We start from the raw sequence: 25,096 nt of genomic DNA on the forward strand, positions 1-25,096 counted from the left end.
ACCGACGACTTCTTTAAACGCGGCCTGCGCGAATGGCTCACCAGCGGCAGCGTCACCCACGACACCTCCCATGTGCGCGACGCCAACACCTTTCGCCTGCCCGAAGCCGAGGCTCAACTCGGACAGGCGCTGGCCGAACAACTCCAGCGCGAAAAAGCCATTATGGGCGTCTTTGACGAAGGCTGCATGGGCATGTTTAACGCCATCATCCCCGACCACTTGCTCAACCCCACAGGCGTCTTCAAAGAACGCCTCTCACAATCGGCTCTCTGGGCAGAAATGCAAAACACCACAGATGCAGAAGCCAGTGCTGTTCGCGCCTGGCTCGAGGGCAAGGGCCTCACCTTTGTCACCGGCAAAAATGCAACGGATGAACTCACCGACGACCAGATCGCTATGCAATGCAAAATGTACATTGCCGCCTTACGCATAGCCGATGATTTTGGTTGCGCTACCATTGGCATTCAGTATCAACAGGGCCTCAAAGACCTGTGCCCGGCATCTGATCTGGTCGAAGGCATTCTCAACAACGTAGATCGCCCCCCGGTCAAAGCGCGCGCCAATGGCCAGGTCCTCTACGAAGGTGAGGCACTCCCGCATTTCAACGAAGTCGATGAATGCGCGGGCCTCGACGGCCTGATCTCCAACCGCATCTGGAAAGCACTGGGGCAGCCACCCGAAAACACCTTGCACGACCTGCGCTGGGGCGAACACTACCGGAAAAATGGCATTGACGACTACGTATGGGTCTTCCTCATCTCTGGCGGCGCACCGCCTGCACATTATATCGACGGGTACAAAGGCACCTCTTCCGAACGCCAGCCCAACATGTATTTCCCACTCGGCGGCGGCACCTGTAAAGGCGTGAGCAAACCCGGCGAAATCGTCTGGAGCCGCATCTTTGTTCAAAATGACGAACTGCACATGGACATTGGCCGCGGTGGCGTCGTCGAACTCCCACAACCGGAAACCGACCGACGCTGGCGTGCCACCACCCCGCAGTGGCCCATTATGCACGCCGTCACCTACGGCATCTCCCGCGACCAGATGATGGCGCGCCACAAAGCCAACCACATCCAGGTCGCCTATGCCCAATCAGCACAGGCCGCCAACGACGCGCTGGCCGTAAAAATCGCCATGATGCAAGCATTGGGCGTCAAAGTTCATCTGTGTGGCACAAATAACGGATTGGTGGATTAAAATGAACCGTGTTCGTATTGGCGTTATCGGCGTGGGCAATATCGCCCGCAACTACCATTTACCCCCTGTACACGCACTCCCAAATGCCGAACTCGTCGCCGTTGCAGACCTCGACGAATCACTCAGATTAAAAGCACAGAAACAGTTCGGTTTTCGCGATGCGTACACCGATTACCGTCGTATCTTAGACCGCGACGACATTCACGCCATCATGCTCCTCACCCGCGTGAATACACGCACCGAAATCATTCCCGCAGCCCTCGAAGCGGGCAAACACGTCTTCACGCAAAAGCCCTTTGCACTGACAAATGAAGACGCCGAGTTTCTCGCCCGGACAGCCAGACACACGGGCAATCGCCTCGTCTGCAGCTTCATGCATCGCTACTTTCCACATACCCAGGGCGCGCGTCAAATCCTGAAAGAAGGCAAAATCGGCCGACTTGAAATGGTGCGCCATCGCAACTGCATCGGCAGCCGCTACGACAACGCCGTCCGCTTGTGGGGCGGCGTCCTCGACATCGGTACACACGGCATAGACGTCATCCGGTATCTCACCGAACAAGACGTCGTCAAAGTACAGGCCATGATGGACCCCTATCTCACCAATGCAAACCTGCCGATAGACCCCACCATCAACCGCCCCAATGAAACCGTAGCTATCATGAATTTCGAAATGTCTGGCGGCACCCTCGTCACCTTTGAAATGCACTGGACCCAACGCGGTGGCGCAGGAGCCTATTATGCCGAACACTACGGCGATGAAGGCTCGATGTTCATCAAACATCCCATTGCACCCGCAACCTTCGTTTACACCCAGGGCCACAAAGGCGACTGGATTCAACCCCACCTCGAACAACACCCCAAAGGCCACCTGCACCACAAAATCTTCATAGACGACATCCTCAACAACACCTGTGAAAGTGCCACCCCCGAAGACGCCGTGGCCACCGTAAAAATTATCAACGCCGCTTATGAGGCAGCACAAACCGGAAAAACAATCACCATAGGCTAACAAAAAAGGACATAATGCTATGAGAATCGCGCTCGTCATCCGACCATTCATCAATGAAAACCTTCAAACCGCGCTTCAAATGGGCGTGGAAGACGTCGTAACGGTCTTACCCAATGCTGGCCCCGTCTGGGATTATCTCGCCATCTTGCGCCACAAAAAACGCATAGAAGACCAGGGACTGCGCTGGTCTGTGGTCGAATCTGTTCCCATCTCGGACAATATCAAACTGGGCCTTGAAGCCCGCGACAGTGAGATCGACAACTATTGCCAGACCATTCGCAACCTCGGCGCAGCGGGCATACCCGTAATGTGCTATAACTGGATGACTGTCTTTAACTGGATGCGCACCTCGATGACCACCCGCACGCGCGGCAATGCCCTGACCAGTACCTACGATCACAGCGACATGGAAGACGCGCCACCCATCACAGACTATGGCGACATCACCGAAGAACGCCTCTGGGAAAACCTCGAATACTTCCTCAAAAGAGTAATACCCGTTGCCGAAGAAGCCGGCGTCAAACAGGGCCTTCACCCCGACGACCCCCCGCTCTCGCCCATTCGCGGCGTTGCCCGCATCATCACCAGCCCCGAAGCCTATGATCGCGTCATCTCTTTTATCCCCAGCGAATACAATGGCATCACCTATTGCCAGGGCAACTTCAAAGCCATGGGTGCCGATATTCCAGCCACCATCCACCACTTCAAAGACCACATCCACTTTGCCCACTTCCGCGACCTTCACGGCCAGGTACCCACCTTCTCCGAATCCTTTCACGACGACGGCGACACCGACATGGCAGAAGCCATTCGCGCGTACAAAGCAATTGGATTTAAGGGCGTCGTTCGCCCCGACCACACGCCCACCTTTGCGATAGACCAGGAGGATATAGGAGGCTACAACTTCCTCGGACGGCTCTATGCAGTCGGTTATATGCGCGGGCTAATACATGGAACAGACTAATCAATAAAAAAAGGCTGCGATCTTTCGACCGCAGCCTTTGGTGTATCTGGTGGGAGAAGCTTCTTAAAAGCCGACGCCAACAGAGACGCGAATGGGATATTCATCAAGTGCCTCGGCCCTTGAATACGAAACATCCACACCCACACTCTGGTCGCCCAACTTCTGGCGCAAGCCTGCACCCACTGTCCAAGACTCGGAATCATAACCGATCTTATAGCCACCACGCAACGCCAGCATGTTCTGTACCCATGCTTCCGCGCCAAAGTGATACCGGTTCACCGAATCCGTGAAGAACATCTGTTCAACTGCTATCGTGAGCGACAGCGGATCGCCCAGATTCCCATAGACTTCAGCAGCACCCGACAGATTGAACACCATCGGGAAACGCGCTTTCTGACCAATCACGTCCTGGTCGCCGCCCAGGTTGCGCATCGACATACCCAGACGCGTGGAATAGAAACCCGTGTAAAAGAGCGTACCAAAATCTATGTCATAAGACGAATACGACTGCAAATCCAGGTCTTCCTGAACCCAGCGCAGATTACCACCCACACTCAACTTATCCGTCACCTGCTTGGCAATGGTCAACCCAACAGCCATATCGCCCGCTGTGGCCATACGTCCCGTGCCACCAGGTTGAGAAGAGGTGGTCTCTTCAAATTCATCTGTGGTAAAATACGCAAAGTTGACTGCAAGGGTCGCCACATTCGTCTTGGCACCAATGGCAAACGTGCCCATTGAGGACCCCACAATCCACTTCAGATAAGAAGCTGTCAGCGCGTAACGCTCGATCTGTGTTGCACCAGCGGGATTGTAAAAGACTGCCGACAGATCATTGCCAACAGACGTATACGCATCGCCCATACCTGCTGAGCGCGCATTGCCCGTCAGCTTCAAGAAACCATAAGACGTGGTCGTCACACGCGCATACTTAATCAGATCCGTTTCCGGGGGGACGCGCGTCCTATCTACTGGAAAAGGTCCTAACGAAGCCTGGGTCGGCCGCTCTTCCTGAGCCTGTGCATACATCGGCAGGGCAAGGACAACAGCCAGACCGAAAAGCAGTGCTTTCTTCAACATTGTCTTTCTCCTTTCTATTGGCCTTGCGCCTTACTTGATGATCACAAAAGTGCCAGTTTGCGTTTTGCCTTCTGAACCCGGCATCAGAGACGTAACCTTCCAGAAGTAAATACCCGGGAACATCGCCTCACCAAAGTTAGACGGACGATTCTCCGCAAGCTGGATATACGTCACTTCGCCCCTCAGAGGATCATGATTGTAGAAGGTCCAGACTCTCTGACCCGTCACATCGTAAAGGTCGATCTGGCAGCGACCCGGCAGATTCGTAAACCGCATATTCTGCTGACGGTTGTACGTATGCAAATCGCTATCCACCTTATACGGATTGGGAACCACGCGAACCTGCTCTTCGAGGCGATCAAACACCGCTGCACCCGGAACCACGGGAACAATGCCCGCGCGAGAACCATACACAGAACCTAACGATGTGCTCTGCGAGGCTTCCAGGACTGGCACGCTCGTGTGATATGCCCAGTCAGCGTGACCAGAGTCATACATACGCACACTATACCAGTTGGGAAAACCAGCGTTCGTGCCCTGATCGTCAAACAGATACGTGCCCGGTATTTCGGGACCAGCAGCCGGATTGAGATTGCCATGTTCACCAGCATCAACGTACTGATTGGTTGTAAGTGGAATACCCGTTGGCCAGGAACCGCTCTTAACCGTTGTCCACGTACGAGAAGGATCATACGAGACACCCGTGGGCAAATTGCCCGCACGCGCATCCTCGAAAGAAAACTCGGCTACATACTCCCACTCGCCCTGATATTCCACATTGGAGCGATAGATGCGATATCCGCGCAAATCCTGTGCCTCGGCGCCAGAATAATCTGGATCCATTGCTTCTTCGCCAAAGACACTCCACCGAATCTGCGTCTTACCCTGCAGGTTGGAATCCCACGCCACCTTGGTATTGGGCGGCTGGTTGGGAAGATCATAACCCCAATTATACCACTGAATGGCATTCTCAAAGTGATCGAACAGTACATCTTCACCGAGGGGAATCTCCGGCTGGCGATCCGCCAACTTCGTAGGTTCAGACCCCCTGCCACCGTAGTGGTTCATCCAGCCCATGTTAAAGGGCATGGCATACTTCCTGTAATCGTCATACTTGGCGTGATCTGCTGCTAATCCCGCCACATAGGCGATCACCACTTTGGCCTTCTCACCCGGTGCCAGCGTGTAAGGACCATAAGACACCAGCGTCGTGTAATGCCCGGGGGTTTCATTTTCAGCGGTATAACCGCCATTGGCTACTGCGTCGTAAATCTGACCATCGCCTGCACGGTCTGGCGAGGGATAGTCAAAGTCATTCTTTGAGCGATAGCCGTGGAAGAGCACAGAAGCAGGCTGCTGCATGCTCTCATCGTGCCCTGTGGCCGGATTGTCGTGTGGTGCCACATACATCCCATCATCCACGCCGCCATAGCGCATAAACGGCGGGAAGGCATCCACAGTGCCCAGGCCAAAATACTGACCGTGCTGAATCATGCCCTCGCGCACCCAGGTCTGCTCGCGGGTATAGCGCTCGCGGGCGATAGCATAGCGATAGGGATCGCCTATATCATTGATCAGATTGGAAATATGATCGGAGTCCCCATCGTGGTAATACGTCATAAAATGACCCGCATTGGCAAGATCGACACCCCGCTGCAAACCAGCAGATCTGCCAAGCGCAGAGGTGTAATCCCCACGGCTGACGCCGTTGAGATAATTGGCTGCCAATGTATTGCGATAATAATCATCGCGCGTGTAGTCGCGCGGGTGATTCCACGAAGTCTGCCGCCAGCCAGATGCCTGACCCGCGTGGAAACGGTTGGCAAAGGTGATATACACACCTTCGGCGGTCGAACCCGAATTGTTCACCACTTCGTTGTCAACGACAAAATACTCATCGTGAGCTGGATGCGCCGTTGAAAACCACTTGCGCGTCCATTCCAGACCCGTGGTAGAAGAACCGCCTTCTTGAATACCGATCAACTCGGGAAAATCATCTTCGGACAGCGACTCTACCCACGAAGGCGCGCTGTATTGCGGCAATTCTCCAGAACCAATGCGACTGGCAAAAGGCACATTGCTATTGTAGCGACCAAAACGGAAGTTCCACACCACAACAGCCCTATTCGTCCCAGGCGATGCATTGGAAATACCGTGGGCTGCGGGCCACCAGTTGGTTCTGCGGTCATGGACTGTTGATCCCGCGATATTGGGCGCATCTGCACCACTATCTCTGCGAATCGCCATTGCCCAGGTGCCGTTTTCTACAACACCTACATAGGCTTCGGGCATCTGCGTCATATCGTGGGGGCGACCAATCAGGTCTGAAGACGTAACACGCGGACCTGCATACGTACCGTGTGGGCTGCCTCCCGTATTGGAAAGCACCCAGAAGCCTTCACCACCTGTATTTGACTTGGCATTCCAGCCCTCGCGCTCAGAACCGCCCGAATACACCTTGATATTGCGGCCCTGAGGATACGAAAACGAAGACTGTGCCAGCTTTGTCTCGTTGTCTTTTTTTCCCGTCATGCCCGGGTTGTGGAGCGTGTGACCGATCTGACCCCGGGACATCGAGATTCTGGCATTGCCGGGCCATTGAGCCTGAGCCTGTGTGACCAGACCCGCCAGGCACATGCCAACTCCGGCGAAAAATCCGGAAGCGTAAAACCAGAGCTTTTTGGACATGGATACTGCTCCTCTATGGAGTGATTGATGACATCTCTACTACTTGCGATCTACTGCGTTTCCCCGGCGACTTCAAGCGAAAATATGTATCATCCCTCCTTTCTGCGTGAAGCCGGTGGTGTGCAGGCGCCCCTGCACACCACTCAAAATCCTTAGTTTTATAGTACAATATAAACCAATAATTGGGATTAAAAGTTCCCGGTTTTTTTAGAAGGGCGCGCAAAACCGCGCCCTTCCGCAATCTACCACTTAATGCGCAAGCTGAATTCCATCTCACGCGGAGAATCCCAATAGTTACCGATATCGTTGATTTCCGGCGCTGCCAGATTCAACGCAACAATATCGACATTGGTAGGCTCTAAGCCCATGATACCATACTTCTGATAGCGATCGGAATCCCAATCTTCCGGAACCCCACCAAGGCTATTCTGGCGCCAGTCCTTCTGGTTGAACAAATTGTAGATCTCCACAGCCACGGTTATGTTCACGCCCGACATATTGCCAAATACCTTCTCGGCATTGAAGTCTGCACGCGTATGGAGGGGACCCTGTCGGAATCCCTGAATACCACCCGTGCTATACGTGAACCTGTTACCCGCGTAAAGATAATACACCAGATTGGAACGAATATTGCCTAAGGCTTTGCCACCAAAAGGACCGTAGTTCGCTGGCGTGGCAAACAAGAACGTAATCGAACCAAAACTGCGGCGGTCAGCGGTCAGCGGAGCGCGCTCGCCAGATTCCTGGTTGTGCGCCACTGACAGCGTGCCTTCGCCACTTCCCGGATTGCCGGGATGGTTGCCAGCGCGTTCCCAGAATTCTCTGTCTCCATCGTCGTAATGGCCCAGACTCGTGCGGGCTTCATTGGCGACAAACTGCGCGCCCTCTGCCGAATAGTGCGAATACCACGGAATCCACGACCACGCACCACCTCTGCCGTCGAAATTCAATATTCGGGTATGTTGAGACCGCAAATAAATATTCGCCTGTCTTCCATACTGGATGACGTAGTGATCCTCGGGTAACCCTTCGCGACGGGCTTTTTCACGCAGTGATACGGGCGTCTCTACGCCTGTCGTGGGATCGACATCCCAGGTGTTAAAGTAGTAACCACTGGCTACGAACTGAGAGTCTGGCCATACATCGCGGCGGTGCGCGCTATTGCGACCTCCGTCTGCCCACTGCAGGTTGTAGCCCACATTGAACGAGAACATGTTCGAGAATTTCTTCCGCAAATTGATCTCGAAACCGCGAACATCGCGCCAATTACCCGGCCCATGGCCTTGAACACCCGTCACATACTGATGGCCCCCTGGATCAATCCACTGCTGTGAGGCGCTTCTGATCTCATTGCCCGACGCTTTGTAATAAGTCGTCAGCCCGAGCACGTAATCACCCACAAAGTTCCAGTCCAGGCCCACCTCAAAAGAAGTGGTTTCTTCGGGAGGCAAATACGGAGTGCCGTGCCGCGAGCCAGAGTCATTGAACTCGTTGAACTGTTCGCCGGGATCAATCGCACCATTGCCATTCAGATCCCTATCCACGGCCTCATTGGACGTGAACTCGTTCATGAACATTTCGTGGAATTGCGGGCGCTGCACAAACCGACCATAGAAAAAGCGCACGAGGCTCTTTTCCGTAATCGGGTGCGACACGCCAATGCGAGGCTGAACTGCTTTGATCGTGGGTCCCTTGGTTGTGGGAATATAGGCAGAACGCGTCATGCCATTCCAGGGCGCCTTAGCACCGTACCAGGCATCGGAGTCTTTGATATAGGTGTTCGGGAAGAAAATCTCGCCCCTCATGCCCGCATTCACAATCATCCCCTCAAACTCGATCTTGTCCTGAATATAGACACCAAAATCGAGGGGATTGAGGCCCACATTGTTTCCACTGGGCCAGAATGCCGTATCTGTATAGTTCTGGGAGAACCAACGCAGACGACGGTGCGTGGGACCATCTGACCACCGCTGCTGATACCAGTTGTTGTAGCGAATCACTTCCACGCCGGCTTTCACAAAGTTCTGCTTGTTCACCTGGCTGGAAAGATCTGCCTTAAAGCTCACCCGGTTGTAGCTATACATGCTCCAGTTGTGCGTTTCGCGGTAAATCGTGTAGTGCCCTGCCGCATCCTTCACACTGGAAGACGTCAGTTTATCATCTACGATAAAGTGGCGATGAAAGCCCGTGGTGTCGCGGTCCGTCGTCGAATAGCCCAGATTCACTTCGTAAAAAGTCTTGGGAGACAGAGAATGCGTCACAGCACCGTAAAACAACGCATCTGTGGTAACGAGGTTACCCGTTGGATTTACGACGTGTAAAAAGATATTTTTTCCACTGTTGCGCAAATCCAACCTGCCGCCATCGCTCGGGCCACCAAAGGTCCCTTCACTGCTATTGTAAATCCCCCCTGCTCGCAACTTCAAGCTGGGAGATGCGGAAAACGTCAGCTTCGCCGTATTGCGCGTATTCCGGGGCGTGGTCAAATTGGCACTCAACAATGCCGCAGGCTCTTTGCGCCAGACCGTACTGGCAAAAAATGTCACGTCCTGACTCAGAGGACCCGCGATATTGGCATCGATGCGATGCCCCATTTTGCCCGTGTAGTCCAGACGCTTGTGCGCCTGCACGATATCATTGGAACCATCGCCATCGAGGTCAGCGGGAATCTCGATCTGCTCTGCAACCCAGTCGGGATTATCCCACTTGTTGTTGCCCCGGTGCATGGGCGAATCGTACACATTCGCACCCCAGTGCTTCTGTCCCGAAGGCGTGAATCGATAGTCCAGCATACCGCTGTATGACGAACCACCATCGCGCGTCACCATCGAAACCACACCGCCCTGGGCATTGCCATACTCGGCGTTGTAACCACCCGTGATCACCTGGAGTTCCTGAACCGCACTCTTGTTCAGGCTTCGTCCAATACCCGTGCGAGAACCATAGGAGTCGGTCGTTGAAATGCGAACGCCATCCACGATGTATGCCACATGGTCGCGGTCGCCGCCGCGGATCATAATCTCATCGCCTTCGGCATCGATTGAAACACCAGCCTGAAGCTCGATGAACTCACCCATATCGCGCACGATGGGTACGGCTTCGAGATCCTCGGCACTCATAATATACTTACTCGTCGTCTTATCTGGCTCAACGGGCGGACGTTCGGCAATCACCGTGATTTCGCCCAATTCCAGAGTTGCTTCTCGAATCTGGAAATCAACCGTCGTCGTCAAGTCAGTTTGAACCCTGATGTCGGTCTGACGCTGTGCATCATACCCCACTAACGAGGCCGTCATCGCATACGTGCCGGGATCGACGAGCAAAATGACAAAAAAGCCATCGGGATCGGTGACCGCACCGCGCTGTGTGCCTTCAATCACCACATTGGCACCCGGCAAGACCTCACCCGTCTGCGCGTCGCGCACTGTACCCTGCACTTTTCCCGTTGTCGCGGCGTGTGAAACACCCACGCTAACAAGCAAGGACAGTACAACTATTGAAAGTATCTTTTGCATCAATTTTTACCTCCTTTAATCCCAGAAATAGAATTTGAACCCGGCACTCAGATCAAACATCTGAAGCGGAAATGCTTTGTCCAGGCCCCACGCATCTCGAGGGCGGAGTTCGCCGAGAATAAAATGATACCGCGCACGCACATCCAGCGCGATCGTCTGTGTCACATGCGCTTCCAGCCCCAACCCCAAAACCGCGGTCACGGCCGTGCGCGTATCTTCCTGGCGATCAATCACCACCTGGGGCAAAATATCGCCCTGGGCATCCACATTCGTCGCATCTACACCGCTGGCATCGGTCGGACTCTGACCGGGCCAAACGATATTTTCTGCTACGGTCTTGTGATCGTACAAACCGCCACCCGCAACGATATAAGGCGAAAAACTCCCCTCATTCATTGAACGGTCCGCATTAAAAAACCACAACCCGGACAATAGCACACTATTAAAGCGATTCGTGTGCGAACTGTTCGGGTTGATATCTTTGCTGCTATATTGTTTGGCTGTCAGAGCCTTGGGAGACCAGGTAAACTCACCGGTTTCCAGAGCGCCACCATCCATATAAGTGTGGTGAAACTCGGCTTCAACGGTCAGGCGAGAGCTACTCACACGACTGGCAGTAAGCCCCCATTTATCCACACCACTGCCAAACCTTTCACCAAAGGTGAACAGGGGATTGGTATAGCTAACAAACCCGCCCAGGCCCCACTTGCCGGCAACCTGCGCCGATGACATGCTTGCCGAAGCCAGTACACAGGCAACGACAAAACCTAAAACTTTATACCATCTCAAAGTACTACCTCCTTTCGCAAACTGCGAAAAATGAACGACTTAACAACTTTACTATGCAACGCAAAACAAATCTATACGCTATACACCACCTCCTTTTGTTTGTTATCACACCTGAAACATACAGCACAAAAATACCCATCAAGACATAACAGGTTAAAAATTTGTTTCAAAAATGTTTCTAAAAATTCGATTTAATGTAAAAAAAAACTATGCGCTATGCAAATGATTTTTTATCGGTTAGCGCTCACTTACAATGCAAACACTGGATCGCGGCTCAAAACCATGCCGCGATGACGAGTACCTTTGAAATATTCCTTGCTCCTCACCCCTGTGTTCACCCGTGTTAATCTGTGGTTATTTTACCTCTAACCGCAACCGCCTTGCCTCTGTGCGGATCTTATCCATCTCCATCTTCATCCGCACGATACCCTCCCAATGCGTATAATCTGGCGAATGGTGATACGCCGCCTTAAACGTAGTCGCGTGATAAAACTTGAACAACCTGAAAAACGCCTGCTCAATCTCCGATGTATTTTCGTACAACTGCTGTCCGCCCAGCTCAAAAGCGTGCCCAACCACCGGATTGGCCGGACGGTCCTCGGGCATGGGATCCAGCATTTTTTCATCGTACAGCGCCTTAATCACCGCATAAGATTCTGCAACCAGCGCGTCTGCCTCGCGCTTAATCGCATCTGCGCGCTCGAGACTCTCGCGAGAAAACCGATTGGAATGACAGGGCGCACACACCTGCAGCATCGCATTCCGATTCGCTTCAAACTCCTCTTTTGTCAAACGCTTCATCGCCAGATGCGGCAAAAAATCCTCCTCGAGCACTGCGCCCGTAAACACCGCACCCAACCCGATATTTGCCACATGTCCGTGATCGCCATCGGGCATGTGGCACGTCACGCAACTCGGCGACTTCTCCGCATCTCTATCCGCATAATACAAAACCCCGTGAATACTCGTCTTATACGCCTCCATCACCGGATGATCCGGACCGCCGTGACAAACGGCACATGCCTCTGGCTCTCGCGCAAGCGCCGCACTGAATTCATGACTCGGATGACAGGTGTTGCACCCCCCCACGCTACCATCGGCAAACCGGGCACCAATGCTGTGGCACCCCATACACCCCTCTTCTTGCATCGCGCGCGACTGCGCCAAAAAACGCGCATCCGACAACGCGGCCAATTCTGCATCGGCATGCCCGCTCTCTGCAAATGCCGCAACCTCTTCTGCGTGACATTTGCCACACATACCCGCCGACACCTGTCCCCGAACAGCAAAAACCGTCTCGTGGTTCTCGCCGTGACAATCCGCACACCCCACATTGGCTCGAAAATGGGCACTCTCGCGCCACTGTTTATCCATACCCGGGTCGATATTCCGATGACACCCTTCGCACGACTGGTCACTCTGGATGCGCCACAAAAAAACCGGATGTGAAACAAACCGAACCGCCTCTTCCGGCTGCAACACATAAAACACACCAGAGACGCAAGCCAACGCCAGTACGCCAACGCCAACAATTTTCATCCAGCGTTTCACAATTCACGCCCTTCCAATTCTCGCAACAAATCGCGCACCTGCACATTGCCCGGCTCTCGCGCAATCACGCGCCGCAAAATCGCAACCGCACTATCTCGCTGCCCGCCTATGGCATAAGCCTGCCCCATAAACAACTCCAACCCCTGCGCTTCTGGCTCCAGCACCCACGCCTGTCGATACACAGACAGCGCACCTTCTATATCGCCGCGCTCCTGTAAAACCGTACCCAGCATAGTAAGCGCAGGCACATAAAAAGGATCGACAATCAACGCATCCACCAAAAGAGATTCCGCAACCTCTAACTCGCCCAAATCAGCCCGAATAAGCCCCTGCATAGCATACACATCAGCGCGGTTGGCATGGTATTTCACCGCAACTTCAAAATGGGGCAACGCATCTGCCAGCGCACCCTGCACATAGACGCGGTGTCCAACGGCAAAAGCCGAATCCGATTTTGCAACCCCCACATCTCTCGCCTGCCTGCCCAACCCAAATAAACCCGTACCCGCATCCTCCATTTCCAACGCCCTGCGGTATGCCGCGCGTGCCAATGCCCAATCGCCCGACAGCGCGTGTGCCGTCCCTTTTTCCACCCAATCACCTATCGGCATCTCGTCCCACTCATAATCATCGCGCACCTCGCCATCCCCAGCCGAAAACGCCAATAACGCGAGTTGTCGAATCACCGGTTTGTATCCCGACGCAATTGCAAGCGCGCGGCGATAGGCTTCGATAGCACCTGCGCGATCCCCACTGCCCCACAGCGCATCCCCCACAGCAGTATGCAAAACGGGCGAACCATCGCGCACATCATCAAAAGTGGCATCTGCATAGCGCCCATGATGCAACAACAATGCACCTGTGCGCAACCGGGAAGTCAAATCGCTCTTCTCCCTGAGCAATGCCCTCATCTGCTCAAAACGCTTCTGTTTTTGCGCCAATCGCACCAGATCTGCCGCGGTCTCCGGATGCCGGGGGTCTAACTTTGCAACAATCTCAAATTCCCGCCTCGCATCTTCAAAAAGCCCCTGCGCTTCATAGACCTGTCCCAAACTCTCGTGAAAGCCCGGATCATCGCCCTGCACGCCATACACCACATCGCGATGCTCCTCAAGTGCCCGGCGGAACGCATCGCCCACAGCAGAACCATCCGGCAAATAGCCAATATCCATCAGCGCGAACGGCGCTTGCACCCGCACAATGCGCGCCGAATCGGACAACGCATCCAAAAGCGCGGGCAGACCGCGCACATCGCCCAAACGCCCCAGCGAAATCGTCGCTTTCATCCGCACCATCGCATGCGAGTCATCCATCGCCTCAACCAGCGCCGGCACCGCACGCGCATCCCCCAAACCACCCAGCAAAGACGCAGCCGTCGCACGCCACACCGCACTCTCACGCCCATCGTTTACCAACTGCATCAACGGCGCCACTCCATTCCCCCTTTGCCCATCCGCAATCGCCGTTGTGCGCGCCACAATTTCGCGCTGATAATCGCCATACCACTGCTTTGCCCACGCAGAAGCCCATTGCGGAGACTTATCGTCGTGACACTGATTGCACGCATTGGGCACACCATTCACCACCGTATTCTCCGGCGCGGGAGATGCAATGCGATGATCCGTCAAATTTTCCCCCGTCACATAGTGATACGGCATGTGACATTGCACGCATTGATTGCCCACACTGCCCGCGCGGTGATGCCCGTGCGCGACCGGATCGGCTGCGACATCTTCATGACACGTTTCGCACAACCCCACGCCATTTCGACTCGCTACCAGATCGACATCGCGCGCTGTTCCGTGCGCGTCGTGACACGTCGTACACATCAATTCGCCTTGAACATAGCACGCACTCATCAAATGCAATGCCGCGGGATACAAATAAACCCGGGGCTGTCCATCGGGATAAAAAATCGCCTCGTCATCTGGCAATACAAGAGAATAATAATCGTAAAAGTTCTCACCTGGCAAATACCCGGTTGCCACAATTTCCTTGGCCGCATGACACTGGGCACACACCTCAACAGACCGTTCCTTATCCAGCTTTCGCAATGCCAACAAATGCATCGGGACGTCAACTTGCCCGCGCGTCTCGTCGTGTTTGCCCGCCGGCCCATGGCACGCCTCGCAATCAATACTCAGACTGCCCACAGTCGTGCGATAAGTCTGGGTAGGCACATCGTAATGCTTTTGCACCCGGCTGGCATGGCAATCAAAACAGTGAAAATTCCAGGTGCGTCCCGCATTCGTCCAATAATAATAATCTTCTCTCGCCAGAGACCGCGACTGTTCCACCACACCCCCTTCCTGTGCGTCGACCCAATCATTTGTTGCGCCATCGTGATACAGAGGCAACACCTGCCATCGCCCATTGGGAAAAGCTGTCAAATAAGCCTGATGCTGCCGCTTGCCAATCGCGTAATCCACGCGATAAGTCCCCACGCGCCCATCCTCATCCTCAGTCTGCATATAATACGCATCGCCTCTGCGAAACATGCGCGAACGCACACCGCCATACACATGGGACACATTGCCAAAATCGCCCACAATCGTCGAATCACTCGGCACAGTCATAGCGACACTGTGCAAACTCTGCCGCCACTCGGCATACTTGTCGGTATGGCAGGCAGCGCACCGTTCCAGCCCCGTAAACCCCGGCTCAGAAGCGCGCACCAAATTGGGCACCTCGCGTTCCCGGCTACACGACGCAAACACCAGAATCACCCATAAAATGTGAAATATCCCAAACCGCATAACACGTCCTGTTGATGCGCCAATAAAAAATGTAAACCGTCACCCCCACAAGAGCAACGGCCACCAATGCGATGACAATAGCAGTGTCGCACTTAAGGCTCTCTCCGCGCACACCGAAACCCAATATGGGCAAATATTTCATAGGTATCAAAATCGTCGCGCGCCAGAGCTTGCTCTTCCATAATCAAAACCGTACTCCGCACAAACACGCGGATACTGGGTTGTGGTGAAAACCAACTCCCACCGCGCAACGTGCGATCTGGCCCATCTTCCATACCTGAATTTTCTAAATTAACCGGATTGTGCCTGGGGCTATTTGCGTAATACGTATGCTGGTATTCATCCAGCGTCCACTCCCACACATTGCCCGCCATATCCATCGCGCCATAAGGACTTGCACCATTCGGATAGCTGCCCACGGGCATGGGACCCGAACTGAAATTGAAATTGCACAGCGATTCACTCGCAGGCTCATTGCCCCAGGGAAACACGCGCCCATCTATACCCGCAGCGGTCAATTCCCACTGCGCTTCACTCGGCAATTGCAAACCCGCCCATTGGCAATAATCTCGCGCTTGAGACCACAAAACCCCCACCGCCGGCTGATCGGGCTGGTCAAACCCCTCTATCCGAAAATACTGCGGCTCTTCACTTCCCGTGGCTTCAACATAAGCCAGATACTGTGCGTTGGTCACCTCGTATTTATCGATATAAAAAGCGTCGAGCATCACCTCGTGCAGTGGACGCGTATTTGAAGGCCCATCGCTCGACCCCATCGTAAAGGTGCTGGCCGGAATAAAAACTTGCACATGCTCCGTGCCAGCAGGCGTCGTCACAACAGATTCTTCAATCACATATTCTGGATCGGTCGCTTTGCTACAGCCCATGATCAATGCAATACCCAAAACGCCGAATCGATAAACCGTTTTTGGTATCATGATGCACTCCATCACGACCAGACAATATAATTGCCCGAATCCACCATAATGCGATGCACATACGTCTCGATCATCGCGTGGTCCCGCTCGTGTTCTGCGGTCTCTAAACTGAAAGGCCGCAACACTGGGATTTGCATCTCTGGATCTGTCCAATCTTGCACATAGACCGAAGAATTCATACCGCTCAAAACCACCTGAATATCGGTTATCAAATCATCTGTGAAATGATTGGGCAAATCCCACAGCGCAATCTCGGCATCAAAAGTCTGCAAATCAGATACAAGCCGCGTCTTGTGACTCTGAACGGTCTCATTAAACGCTCGCTGCAACGCCATGCGCCCATCCAGATGCGTGCATGTGCGCACCAGAGGTCCCAAATCTTTGGGACACACCACCGCGTGAACCGTCGTCACCTTCTCATTTTCTCCCGGCACAGCCACAGCCAGCATCTTCTCTGTGACGCGAGGGGAAAAACCCGTCAAATTCGGATCGATAAATTGCCGGTGTTCCAATCCAGGCCAGTAAAAATGCCTCCCCACATCCAGGTGCTCGTGCATCTCCAGCAAACCGTGAAACACGCACTCCAGCACAGTATTGCCCGCCGAGACCCCATTTGCCGAATCGTTCAAATGCGGCACATCCGACACCTTCATACTGGATGGCACAAGCTCGACATCAGAAGTCAACTCATAAATGGGAGTCTCCCGCCCGCTCGCCAGCGCATCAAAAAACGAAATACGCTCGACCGCCTCTGCCATCGCCCCGGCCAGCACTTGCTGTTTGGAAAGCCCTTTGCCCATCGTGCGAAGCGCAATACCCTCCATCAGAGGCCCTTCGTATTTGCGAAACAGCGCCGACTGCACGTAGTCCGTATAACAATCGGCGATCCACACCGTATTGTAAAACCGCCGCGCACGCGCTTGAAACCGACACTTTTTGGACAGCGCCTCCCCGAACCGCTCAATGGTCTCCTCAAACGGAACCGTGCGATCGGCAATAACGATATGATGCGACTCGCTCATTGCGCCCGTGCCCGATTCAGATCTTCAACCGCCTCGGCAAATCGTCCCATTTGCCGAAAAGTCTCCGCGCGGAGTTCTCGTGCCCATCCATTTTCGGGATCGATATCCAACGCCCGTGTAAAATCCGAAACCGCTGCCTCAAACTGCCCCAGCATCCGTCGAGACTCCCCGCGATTTGCCCAAATCCACGCATCCCCGTTCTCCAGCATCACCGCCCGATCAAAATCGACCAGCGACGCCTCGGGATCATTTTCCATCCGCAATGCAACGCCGCGCCCCATAAGCGCCCACAGATGATCGGGAAAAATCTCCAGCGCCCGTGTAAAATCGCGTATTGCTTCGGCACCTCGCCCCAATTGCCGCAACATATCACCCCGCGCGGCCAACAAATCCGGGTCGTCAGGTGCAACGACGAGCGCGCGGTCAAAATCCAAAAGCGCGGCCTCCAATTGGCCGATCTCTCGCAGCACCTCGCCCCGCCCGATCAACGCACCCAGGTGGTTGGGCATCGCCTTGAGTGCCTGCCCAAACATCTCCATCGCGGCCTCAGCCTCATCAGCCTGACGGTAGATCTCCGCCCGTCCGGCAAACGCATCTGGATGCCCATTACCCACTGCAATCGCCCGGTCAAAATCGACCGCAGCTGCATCGAAGTGCCCCAACTGCATCAACACATGCCCGCGGCTGATCAGCGCGCCAAAATAATCTGCATCCAGCGCTAAAACCCGATTGAGATCCCCCAAAGCCTCTTCAAACCGCCCCATCTCGCGCAGGGTCTCCCCCCGGCTCGCAAGAGCCTGCGTATTTTCCGGATCGAGCGCAACAGCTTTTCCAAAACTATCTATCGCCGCATCAAACTGCCCCATCAACCCGCAGGCAATCGCGCGATTGCTCCACACCCAGGAATCGTCTGGCGCCAGCGCGATTGCGCGATCAAAATCTGCAATCGCCGCATCAAATCGCCCCAATTGCCCATAAGCAATCCCCCGATGCACAAACACAACAGGATCGCGATCACACGCCGCAACAGCCGCATCAAAACCCGCAACAGCCGCTTCTAAATCACCGTCATCGCGGTGCGCGATTGCGCGTTGAACCACAGCTTCAAAGTCATTTAGAGATAGAGACATAAAAGAAAAAAATGGGAACCACAAAACACTCAAAACGTAAACACAATGTAGATAAACCAACCCCCAAAATCAAGCGCAAACCCCGTGACATTTTGCGTGCGATTTAGTATATTAGCAATCAGCGATCAACAATCTTCTTTCTCATCTTATGGAGGAACACCATGAAACACCTGCGATTTTTTTCTATCGCCCTATTTCTGTGCTTATGCACAACAGCTTTTGCCCAGCCCAGAGTAGGCGAACAAGTAGGCGAATTTCAACTTCAAGCCACCGATGGCAGGTCTTACGGCGTCAGTCATTCGACCAACACGGTCTCCGTCCTATTCTTTGTCGGCTACAACTGAGGAACTTGCATAGGGGCGGGTCCCGCCTTTGAAAAAGATGTTCACCAACGCAACAAAGACAAAACCGGCATACAGATCCTCACACTCGACAGATACGACGGCAACCGCACACAGGCAACATCCTATCTGACGCGATCCAGTGTCACGACGCCCCTGCTCACAAGTGCCTCTGGCGTCTCCAGGACCCTCGGCACCCGCAACGAAGACATCCTCGTCATCGACCAGGGCGGCATCCTGCGCCTCAGAACCACAGCAATCGCCACTGGCTCTGCTGACCTGGTCAACGCGCAAGTCGATGCACTACTCAACAAAACGCCTGTTATTTCCCTCTTCCCATCGGAGATCTACTTTGGCAGAACCCTTGAAGTAGGGCAATCCAAAACCGTAGAATTTAAAATCGAAAACACCGGTGCAGGACCCCTCGAAATCACCGGATACTCGGCTCCCGAAGGCATCACAATGGAGCCATCTACACTGACCATAGCGCCCGGTGAAAGCAAAACCGTACAAATCACCCTGACACCGACACAAGCCGGCACGTTTTCGGGAAAAATCACCCTCCAACACGGCGAACAAAGTATTGGCACTCTGGAGATTCCTTTTACCAACCTCACCATCGAAGCGCCTCAACTCCCGACCATATCACTGGTTCAGGAAAATTTGAACCTGGGTGAAATCGAAATGGGCAGAGACGCAACAACAACATTTACCATCACAAATACAGGTACAGGCCCACTCAACATCACAGACATCCAATCCAACATTGCGGACATTGCATTTTCCGAAACCTCGCTCACAGTGCCACCCGGTCAATCTCAGGACATCATCATAACTCTCAATCCGACAGCCGAAGGTCCAATTACCGGCACCATCGACATAACCTCAGACGACCCGGAAAAAGCCTCAATCAGCCTGACCATCACCGGTTCGGTCATCTTCGTCCCCGCTGATCCACGCACAGACTTCGATGGTTCGCTCACCGTTGACTTTTCGGACTTCCTCCTATTCGTAGGAGCCTTTGGCACGGCCAATACAACCTTTGATCTCGACGAATCGGGCACTGTTGACTTTCCCGACTTTCTCATATTTGTCGCAAGCTTTGGAAAAGCAGTCAACGGATAAAATCCACCTATAGGGACAACCTCTCGTGGTTGTCCCTACCTCCTGTGGCTATCCTGCACTATTTCTCATGTCCCACCGCCAAACACTCCTCAACGCATTCAAACGCATCCTCGAAATAGCGGATCACAACCATCTCTATTTGCCCTTTCAACGCGACAGCAAATTGCGGACAAAACACTTTCCCGGTGCAGGGTCTAAAATCGAGCGCAAAAAACTCATCGACGCATATCTCCAGGAATTTGGCGATACAAACCCCGATGAAAAATTGCTCCAACACGCCACCTATCCCTGGATTCACGGGTACGACGCCAGCCTCACGCATATTCTCGACGACCTTAAAAAACACCAAAAAAAAGCACCCGCCGAACTTTCTCTTGAGCGCAAACGCGCACTCGAAAAGAAATTTACCCGCACGGGTGCCGAAGAAATCTCTGCCTTCTGGAGCGTATATGCCGCTGCCGACAACAGCTATCGCAAAAGCGTCATAGAAATGCTCGCCCGCGTCAAACCTCCCGAAACAGCCCCTCCGACCATACCTCCACAACAACCCACAACTCGCGATACGCCTCAAATAGAACCCGCCACACAATCGGTATATGCATTGTTGGGCGCATTCATCTTCTTTGTCCCCGCCCTTATATTTGTTATAATACAATACTGGCGACTCCCGAACGAAAGCCACTACATCGCCCTGTCAATCGCCGGATTTTTTGGACTAATCACACTGGTCTTCCTCATCGACTACTTGCGCAAGCGCAACACCTGATCACAATGAAACACCTCCTCGTCATTGCACTCTTTCTCGTCCTCCCGCTTCGCCTCTGGGCAGCCCCCCTCCAAATCGGCGACACCCTCAATGACTTTATCCTTGCCGACCTCAACGGCTCGTCTGTTACCCTCAGTGACTTATCCCGGGACCGCGCACTCGTCATCATCTTCAGCTCCGTCGTCTGCCCTGCCTCGCTCAAATACGACATACACCGGACACAAATACACGATCAGTATGCCCCCAAAGGCGTACACCTGATATCTGTAAATGCCAATTTTAACGAAACAGACAAAGACATCAAAGAACACTACGCCCAGAACCCCGTACCCTTTACTGTCCTGCGCGATCCGCACAACAAACTCGCCGATCATCTCGGCGCAACACACACACCCCACGCCTTTCTCTTTGACGCCCAGCGCCGCCTGTGCTACAAGGGCGAAATCGACAACGGCTGGGGCATACCCGAAGACACGACCTCGCGCGGATTGTGGGACGCCCTTGATGCACTGCTCGCCAACCGGGAAATCGCCAACACCAGCCTCCCCAGTTTTGGCTGTGAAATTAGACGCACACCCCGGCCAACAACTGTAGCGAACACCTCCGCCCCAACATTTTATCGCGACATCCTGCCCCTGCTCCAAAACCGCTGCCAGAACTGTCATCACCCCGGCGGCATCGGGCGCGTGCCCTTTTTTGACTACACAGAAGTACTCGCCTGGGCCTATCAGATGCGCGACTCCATCGAAGCCCGCATCATGCCCCCCTGGAAAGCGCGCCCCGAACACGGCAACTTCAAAAATTCTCGCAGACTCACAGACGCCGAAATCCACACCTTCGCGCAATGGGTCAACAGCGGCATGCCAAAGGGCAATCCCGCCGACCAGCCCAAACCCATCGCATTTTCAAAAAGCTGGACCCTGGGCACGCCCGACCTGATCCTCGAACCCGAAGCACCCTATCCACTCGAAGCCACGGGCCGCGACGAATACCGCTGCTTTGTCTTGCCCACAAAACGGGAAACGGGCAACTACGTATCGGCCATCGAAGTGCTGCCCGGAGAACGCGAAGTCGTCCACCACGTCAGCGTGTACATCGACATCTCTGGCAAAGCGCGCCTGCAACAGAAAAACGCGCCTGCGCCTGGATATCCCTGCTTTGGCGGCATTGGCGTACCCATCTACGAATCCCTGGGCGGCTGGGCGCCTGGCAACACCCCCTTTGTACTCCCGGATGGCATAGGCCGCGATTTACCGCCCAACAGCGACATCATCCTCCAGATCCACTATCACAAAATTGGTCGCGCCGTAAAAGACCACTCTCGCCTGGGCATCTACTTTGCCAAAAAACCCGTACAAAAACAGCTCCGCGAAGAAGTCATCAACAGCCGTTTGCTCTTCATTCCCCCCAACATCAGACGACACAGAGTAACCGGCACAATCACCATCACCCGCGACCAGCACCTGCTCGGCATCTTGCCCCACATGCACTTGCTCGGCACGGAAATGAAAATAACCGCGACCTATCCCGACGGAACCCAAAAACCCCTGATATGGGTCAAACCATGGGATTTCAACTGGCAAGAAACCTACGTGTACAAAGCACCCATCGCACTCCCGCGCGGCACCCGCATCGCGCTCGAAGCCTTTTACGACAACTCTGCCGACAACCCCCGAAACCCCAACAATCCCCCCAGGCTGGTGCGATGGGGCGAAAAATCAACCGACGAAATGTGTACCGCATTTCTCTATGTCACGCACGACGATGAAAACTTGACAACGGATAAGAAATGACATGAAAAAACTCCTCAAACTCAGCATCCTCATCACCCTGATCCACGCGCCCATCTACGCCCAATGGAACATCGCCGTATTACCACATAAAAACACAACGGGCGACCCGCAGTGGAATTGGCTTTCCGCAGCCATTTCCGAAGGATATATCAACGCCTATTACCATGTACCCAAAATATATGCTGTTGACGAAGAATATCTGCGCCACAAACTCGGAGACACGCCGGTAAGCTCCTCTGATCTCGCAAAAAAATTGGACATCCACCTGATTTTAAGCGGGCGTTATCACATTGTGGGATCGCGCATTCAAATCGAAACCGACATGCTTCATACAACCACGGGCGAAGTCATCGAAACCTTTACGGGACAGGCATCCGTCTCTGCACCGCTCGACGCCATCTTGCCCGTGCTCTACGCCATTCCAGATCAGTTGAACGTGACCCTGACACCCCATGAAAAAACCCGTCTGCAAATGCCCATGTTTCACGATGCACAAGCCCTGCACATCGCAACCGAAAGCATGATGGCACTGTATCGGGCACTGCGACGATCTCCCATTGACGACGCTCTGCTCACACAGGCTGAAGGCGGTCTAAAACGCGCTGTCCAACGCGATTCCAAAAGCGCGATGCCCCACTATTATCTCGGGCGCATCTACGAAACGCGCAACAAAATAACAGAAGCGGAAAATGCCTATCGCAACGCCCTCAAAATCGACCTTGAACACGTTGCTGCGCGCTATCGCCTTGCCCTGATCCTCAAAAGTCAGAACCGCACAGAAGAAGCCATGAGCGAACTCGAACAGGCCGTCCAGCAGTCACCCATAAATCCCGATATTCAAGCAGCCCTATCTGGCATGTTCTTCAATCAATACGCCCAAACCTTTGAAACAATCACCGCGCAGCTTCGCCAGGCCATCCAGACCAATCCCGATGATCCCATAGCCTGTTATGAATTGGCCAATGCTTATGACGAACTCGACCGCATCGACGAAGCCACAAAATACTACCATCAAGCCCTGCAACGCGATTCCACACTCGCCGATGCACATTTCAAACTCGGCATGATCGCACACCGCAAAGGAAATCACGAAAAAGCCGTTGACCACCTTCAAAAGGCCGCAACGCACAACACCCAATTCACCCGCGTCCATTTTCGCCTCGGCACCATACTCCACCTGATTGAGCGCCATGACGCGGCGATCAAAGCCTTTTCAAAAGCCATCGAAGTCGAACCCAATTACGTCATCCCGCGCTATCACCTGGGCCTGAGCTACCTCGCAACCGCGCAGATAGACAGCGCTTATGAAGCCTTTCAGAAATACGCCGAACTCACCTCAGACGACCACCGCCCGCATTTTCAAATGGCCGAGATCGCCCGCCAAAAAGGAGAACCTGAACGCGCAATTAACGGATATATGCACGCAATCGCCATCAGCCCTGTCCACGTACCCTCACATATACGCCTGGGCTATCTTCACGCCGAGCACCAGCGCTTTGACCTCGCTGTCCAGCAATTGCAAACCGCGTTGCGCCTGCAACCCGATCACCCGAATGCCGAAAAAATCCTCGCCGACATCCAGAAATGGACACCATGAACCTCCTGAAAAAATGTAGTGCCGAATTCATCGGCGCATTTGCCATCGTCTTTGGCGGATGCGGGGCCATTGCCATCAACCAGCTATCCGAAGGTGCCATCACCCATGTGGGCATCGCAACATCCTTTGGCCTCATCGTCATGACAATGGTTTACGCCACCGGACACATCTCGGGCGCGCACTTCAACCCCGCCGTCACCACTGCCTTTGCCTTCACCCGCCACTTTCCCAAACGCGAAATCCTGCCCTACATCGCAGCGCAATGCCTCGGAGCCATCGCCGCCAGCGGCATTCACCTGTGGACCCTCACACCCATCCTGAAAGCAAAACACCCACAGCAGACCCTCAACCTGGGTGTTACACAACCGATGGACAACCTATTTGCCACAGCTTTTATCTGGGAATTTTTGCTCACCTTCTTTTTAATGGTCGTCATCATGGCCGTTGCCACAGACTACCGCGCCACGGGTCAGGCAGCTGGCCTTGCCATTGGCGGCACCATCTGGTTTGAAGCCATGTTTGCCGGTCCGCTCTGTGGTGCCTCCATGAACCCGGCGCGCAGCCTTGGACCCGCTCTGGCTGCTGGCGATTGGACCCATTTTCCCGCTTACGTACTCGGTCCCATTCTCGGCGCAACCGCAGGCGCGTTTTTTTACGAATTTATCCGCTGTCATTCCGACCCCGGCACCGATGCCAAAGGCTGTTGTTAATCCCTGAAAGCCATCCCATGAACCGCGTACTCATCCTCTGCACGGGCAACTCTTGCCGCAGCCAAATGGCGCAAGGACTATTTAGCCATCTGAGCAATGGCACCTACGACGCCTATAGC

At 54.0% G+C, this 25,096-nt stretch carries 20 protein-coding genes; 10 read left to right on the plus strand and 10 right to left on the minus strand.

All coding sequences use genetic code 11. From position 1 onward, the window contains the following. The 3 genes from OXG87_00800 to OXG87_00810 all read left to right on the plus strand — a co-directional run. Window positions 1-1,200: fucose isomerase (locus OXG87_00800; GenBank protein MCY3868058.1), on the plus strand; the 1,200-nt coding region annotated here is incomplete at its 5' end. Between the two features lies 1 nt (window position 1,201). Continuing rightward, window positions 1,202-2,212 (plus strand): Gfo/Idh/MocA family oxidoreductase, encoded by a 1,011-nt coding sequence (locus tag OXG87_00805; GenBank protein MCY3868059.1) that lies wholly within the window; start codon window positions 1,202-1,204, stop codon window positions 2,210-2,212. A gap of 19 nt (window positions 2,213-2,231) precedes the next feature. Beyond that, on the plus strand, window positions 2,232-3,176 hold the full coding sequence (locus OXG87_00810; protein MCY3868060.1) for a mannonate dehydratase: 945 nt from the start codon (window positions 2,232-2,234) through the stop codon (window positions 3,174-3,176). Window positions 3,177-3,239: 63 nt separating this feature from the next. Here OXG87_00810 and OXG87_00815 read toward each other — a convergent pair whose 3' ends face one another. The 9 genes from OXG87_00815 to OXG87_00855 all read right to left on the minus strand — a co-directional run bounded on the left by OXG87_00815 (window position 3,240) and on the right by OXG87_00855 (window position 18,615). Next, window positions 3,240-4,256 (minus strand): PorV/PorQ family protein, encoded by a 1,017-nt coding sequence (locus tag OXG87_00815; protein MCY3868061.1) that lies wholly within the window; start codon window positions 4,254-4,256, stop codon window positions 3,240-3,242. Between the two features lie 30 nt (window positions 4,257-4,286). Next, window positions 4,287-6,944 (minus strand): hypothetical protein, encoded by a 2,658-nt coding sequence (locus OXG87_00820; protein ID MCY3868062.1) that lies wholly within the window; start codon window positions 6,942-6,944, stop codon window positions 4,287-4,289. Between the two features lie 242 nt (window positions 6,945-7,186). Continuing rightward, window positions 7,187-10,459, minus strand: coding sequence for a TonB-dependent receptor (locus tag OXG87_00825; protein ID MCY3868063.1), 3,273 nt, complete (start codon window positions 10,457-10,459; stop codon window positions 7,187-7,189). Between the two features lie 15 nt (window positions 10,460-10,474). Further along, the gene (locus OXG87_00830; GenBank protein ID MCY3868064.1) at window positions 10,475-11,248 is read right to left on the minus strand and encodes an outer membrane beta-barrel protein; all 774 of its coding nucleotides are present in this window, start codon (window positions 11,246-11,248) and stop codon (window positions 10,475-10,477) included. 354 nt (window positions 11,249-11,602) lie between these two features. Next, window positions 11,603-12,799: a multiheme c-type cytochrome gene (locus tag OXG87_00835; protein MCY3868065.1), complete on the minus strand. Its 1,197-nt coding sequence runs from the start codon at window positions 12,797-12,799 to the stop codon at window positions 11,603-11,605. After that, on the minus strand, window positions 12,796-15,555 hold the full coding sequence (locus OXG87_00840) for an ammonia-forming cytochrome c nitrite reductase subunit c552 (GenBank protein ID MCY3868066.1): 2,760 nt from the start codon (window positions 15,553-15,555) through the stop codon (window positions 12,796-12,798). The genes OXG87_00835 and OXG87_00840 overlap by 4 nt, the downstream gene beginning before the upstream one ends. A gap of 92 nt (window positions 15,556-15,647) precedes the next feature. After that, on the minus strand, window positions 15,648-16,493 hold the full coding sequence (locus tag OXG87_00845; protein ID MCY3868067.1) for an SUMF1/EgtB/PvdO family nonheme iron enzyme: 846 nt from the start codon (window positions 16,491-16,493) through the stop codon (window positions 15,648-15,650). Window positions 16,494-16,504: 11 nt separating this feature from the next. Next, complete coding sequence (locus OXG87_00850; protein MCY3868068.1) at window positions 16,505-17,515, minus strand: YcaO-like family protein; 1,011 nt, start codon at window positions 17,513-17,515, stop codon at window positions 16,505-16,507. Beyond that, the gene (locus tag OXG87_00855) at window positions 17,512-18,615 is read right to left on the minus strand and encodes a tetratricopeptide repeat protein (GenBank protein MCY3868069.1); all 1,104 of its coding nucleotides are present in this window, start codon (window positions 18,613-18,615) and stop codon (window positions 17,512-17,514) included. The genes OXG87_00850 and OXG87_00855 overlap by 4 nt, the downstream gene beginning before the upstream one ends. A 191-nt stretch (window positions 18,616-18,806) precedes the next feature. On the opposite strand from OXG87_00855, the gene OXG87_00860 reads away from it, so the two are divergent. Further along, window positions 18,807-18,989 (plus strand): hypothetical protein, encoded by a 183-nt coding sequence (locus OXG87_00860; GenBank protein MCY3868070.1) that lies wholly within the window; start codon window positions 18,807-18,809, stop codon window positions 18,987-18,989. On the opposite strand, the gene OXG87_00865 is transcribed toward OXG87_00860, so the two are convergent. Further along, the gene (locus OXG87_00865; GenBank protein MCY3868071.1) at window positions 18,966-19,280 is read right to left on the minus strand and encodes a hypothetical protein; all 315 of its coding nucleotides are present in this window, start codon (window positions 19,278-19,280) and stop codon (window positions 18,966-18,968) included. The genes OXG87_00860 and OXG87_00865 overlap by 24 nt on opposite strands. Window positions 19,281-19,310: 30 nt before the next feature. Here OXG87_00865 and OXG87_00870 point away from each other — a divergent pair, with 30 nt between their 5' ends. The 6 genes from OXG87_00870 to OXG87_00895 form a co-directional block, all read left to right on the plus strand. Next, window positions 19,311-20,111, plus strand: a complete 801-nt coding sequence (locus OXG87_00870; protein ID MCY3868072.1) for a choice-of-anchor D domain-containing protein — start codon at window positions 19,311-19,313, stop codon at window positions 20,109-20,111. Between the two features lie 67 nt (window positions 20,112-20,178). Then, window positions 20,179-20,877, plus strand: a complete 699-nt coding sequence (locus tag OXG87_00875) for a hypothetical protein (protein ID MCY3868073.1) — start codon at window positions 20,179-20,181, stop codon at window positions 20,875-20,877. Between the two features lie 5 nt (window positions 20,878-20,882). Further along, window positions 20,883-22,670 carry a redoxin family protein gene (locus OXG87_00880; GenBank protein MCY3868074.1) on the plus strand — a complete coding sequence of 596 codons (1,788 nt, stop codon included), beginning with the start codon at window positions 20,883-20,885 and terminating at the stop codon, window positions 22,668-22,670. Between the two features lies 1 nt (window position 22,671). Then, on the plus strand, window positions 22,672-24,267 hold the full coding sequence (locus OXG87_00885) for a tetratricopeptide repeat protein (protein MCY3868075.1): 1,596 nt from the start codon (window positions 22,672-22,674) through the stop codon (window positions 24,265-24,267). After that, complete coding sequence (locus tag OXG87_00890; GenBank protein MCY3868076.1) at window positions 24,264-24,977, plus strand: MIP family channel protein; 714 nt, start codon at window positions 24,264-24,266, stop codon at window positions 24,975-24,977. The genes OXG87_00885 and OXG87_00890 overlap by 4 nt, the downstream gene beginning before the upstream one ends. 17 nt (window positions 24,978-24,994) lie before the next feature. After that, window positions 24,995-25,096 (plus strand): arsenate reductase ArsC (locus OXG87_00895; GenBank protein MCY3868077.1); only part of this gene is annotated, 102 nt, incomplete at its 3' end.

The sequence above is a fragment of the Gemmatimonadota bacterium genome (assembly GCA_026706845.1).
In the GTDB taxonomy this organism is placed as follows: Bacteria; Latescibacterota; UBA2968; order UBA2968; family UBA2968; genus VXRD01.

Coding starts and splice junctions, on each gene's coding strand:
- OXG87_00805 (MCY3868059.1), top strand. CDS start 1,202: ATGAACCGTGTTCGTATTGGCGTTATCGGCGTGGGCAATATCGCCCGC.
- OXG87_00810 (MCY3868060.1), top strand. CDS start 2,232: ATGAGAATCGCGCTCGTCATCCGACCATTCATCAATGAAAACCTTCAA.
- OXG87_00815 (MCY3868061.1), bottom strand. CDS start 4,256: ATGTTGAAGAAAGCACTGCTTTTCGGTCTGGCTGTTGTCCTTGCCCTG.
- OXG87_00820 (MCY3868062.1), bottom strand. CDS start 6,944: ATGTCCAAAAAGCTCTGGTTTTACGCTTCCGGATTTTTCGCCGGAGTT.
- OXG87_00825 (MCY3868063.1), bottom strand. CDS start 10,459: ATGCAAAAGATACTTTCAATAGTTGTACTGTCCTTGCTTGTTAGCGTG.
- OXG87_00840 (MCY3868066.1), bottom strand. CDS start 15,555: ATGCGGTTTGGGATATTTCACATTTTATGGGTGATTCTGGTGTTTGCG.
- OXG87_00845 (MCY3868067.1), bottom strand. CDS start 16,493: ATGATACCAAAAACGGTTTATCGATTCGGCGTTTTGGGTATTGCATTG.
- OXG87_00850 (MCY3868068.1), bottom strand. CDS start 17,515: ATGAGCGAGTCGCATCATATCGTTATTGCCGATCGCACGGTTCCGTTT.
- OXG87_00860 (MCY3868070.1), top strand. CDS start 18,807: ATGAAACACCTGCGATTTTTTTCTATCGCCCTATTTCTGTGCTTATGC.
- OXG87_00875 (MCY3868073.1), top strand. CDS start 20,179: ATGTCCCACCGCCAAACACTCCTCAACGCATTCAAACGCATCCTCGAA.
- OXG87_00880 (MCY3868074.1), top strand. CDS start 20,883: ATGAAACACCTCCTCGTCATTGCACTCTTTCTCGTCCTCCCGCTTCGC.
- OXG87_00885 (MCY3868075.1), top strand. CDS start 22,672: ATGAAAAAACTCCTCAAACTCAGCATCCTCATCACCCTGATCCACGCG.
- OXG87_00890 (MCY3868076.1), top strand. CDS start 24,264: ATGAACCTCCTGAAAAAATGTAGTGCCGAATTCATCGGCGCATTTGCC.